Genomic DNA, 625 nt, shown 5'->3' on the forward strand with positions numbered 1-625 from the left:
AAATTCAGCTAGGTCTGTATGGTAGTAAACGTGTTATGCAGGCGTTATGTGTTTATGAGGCTCAAAGGATAAAATGATAAATTTAGACGTTATAGTTAAAATAATTGGTGTGCTGGGTTTCTTTATTAGTGTGATTACATTTGTTTTAACTAGATATGAACGTCGGGCGAAATGTATAGCTGAAATAGTTGTTGGTGATTTAAGTAATTATTCGTCAGAATTAACATCTGAGGCTGATCTACTTGAAGAAACGCTGAAAATACGAATTACCAATATCGGCGGGCAGCCTGTAATTTTAAAGCCTGAAACTTTTTTCTTTAGTGCTCTGAATAAAAAAATTACAAAAAATCAGAATGAATTAGATTGGTTTGGTATTAATCAATTACCATCACCACTTAATCCTGGTTGTTCTTGTGAAGTCGGAGTTATAACTGAGGGTATATTATCAATTTTAGGGTTTGAGGATTTAAAGAAATATTGCAATGAGTTAGAACATAAAAAAACTGAAATACCAATAGAGGTAGGGGTTTCAGATTTAAATAATCGTACATATAAAAGTAAGGGGTTTACTTACTATTATTACGTATACTCATTGGAAAGACACACATAACAAACGACTATGGTG

1 protein-coding gene is annotated in these 625 nt (G+C 32.3%); it reads left to right on the plus strand.

What is annotated here, in order from left to right; all coding sequences use genetic code 11:
• Positions 1 to 73: 73 nt before the first annotated feature.
• Positions 74 to 610 (plus strand): hypothetical protein, encoded by a 537-nt coding sequence (locus A6E06_RS12860; RefSeq protein ID WP_065593234.1) that lies wholly within the window; start codon positions 74 to 76, stop codon positions 608 to 610.
• Positions 611 to 625 lie beyond the last annotated feature (15 nt).

This window comes from Aliivibrio sp. 1S175, from assembly GCF_001690985.1.
Taxonomy (GTDB): domain Bacteria; phylum Pseudomonadota; class Gammaproteobacteria; order Enterobacterales; family Vibrionaceae; genus Aliivibrio.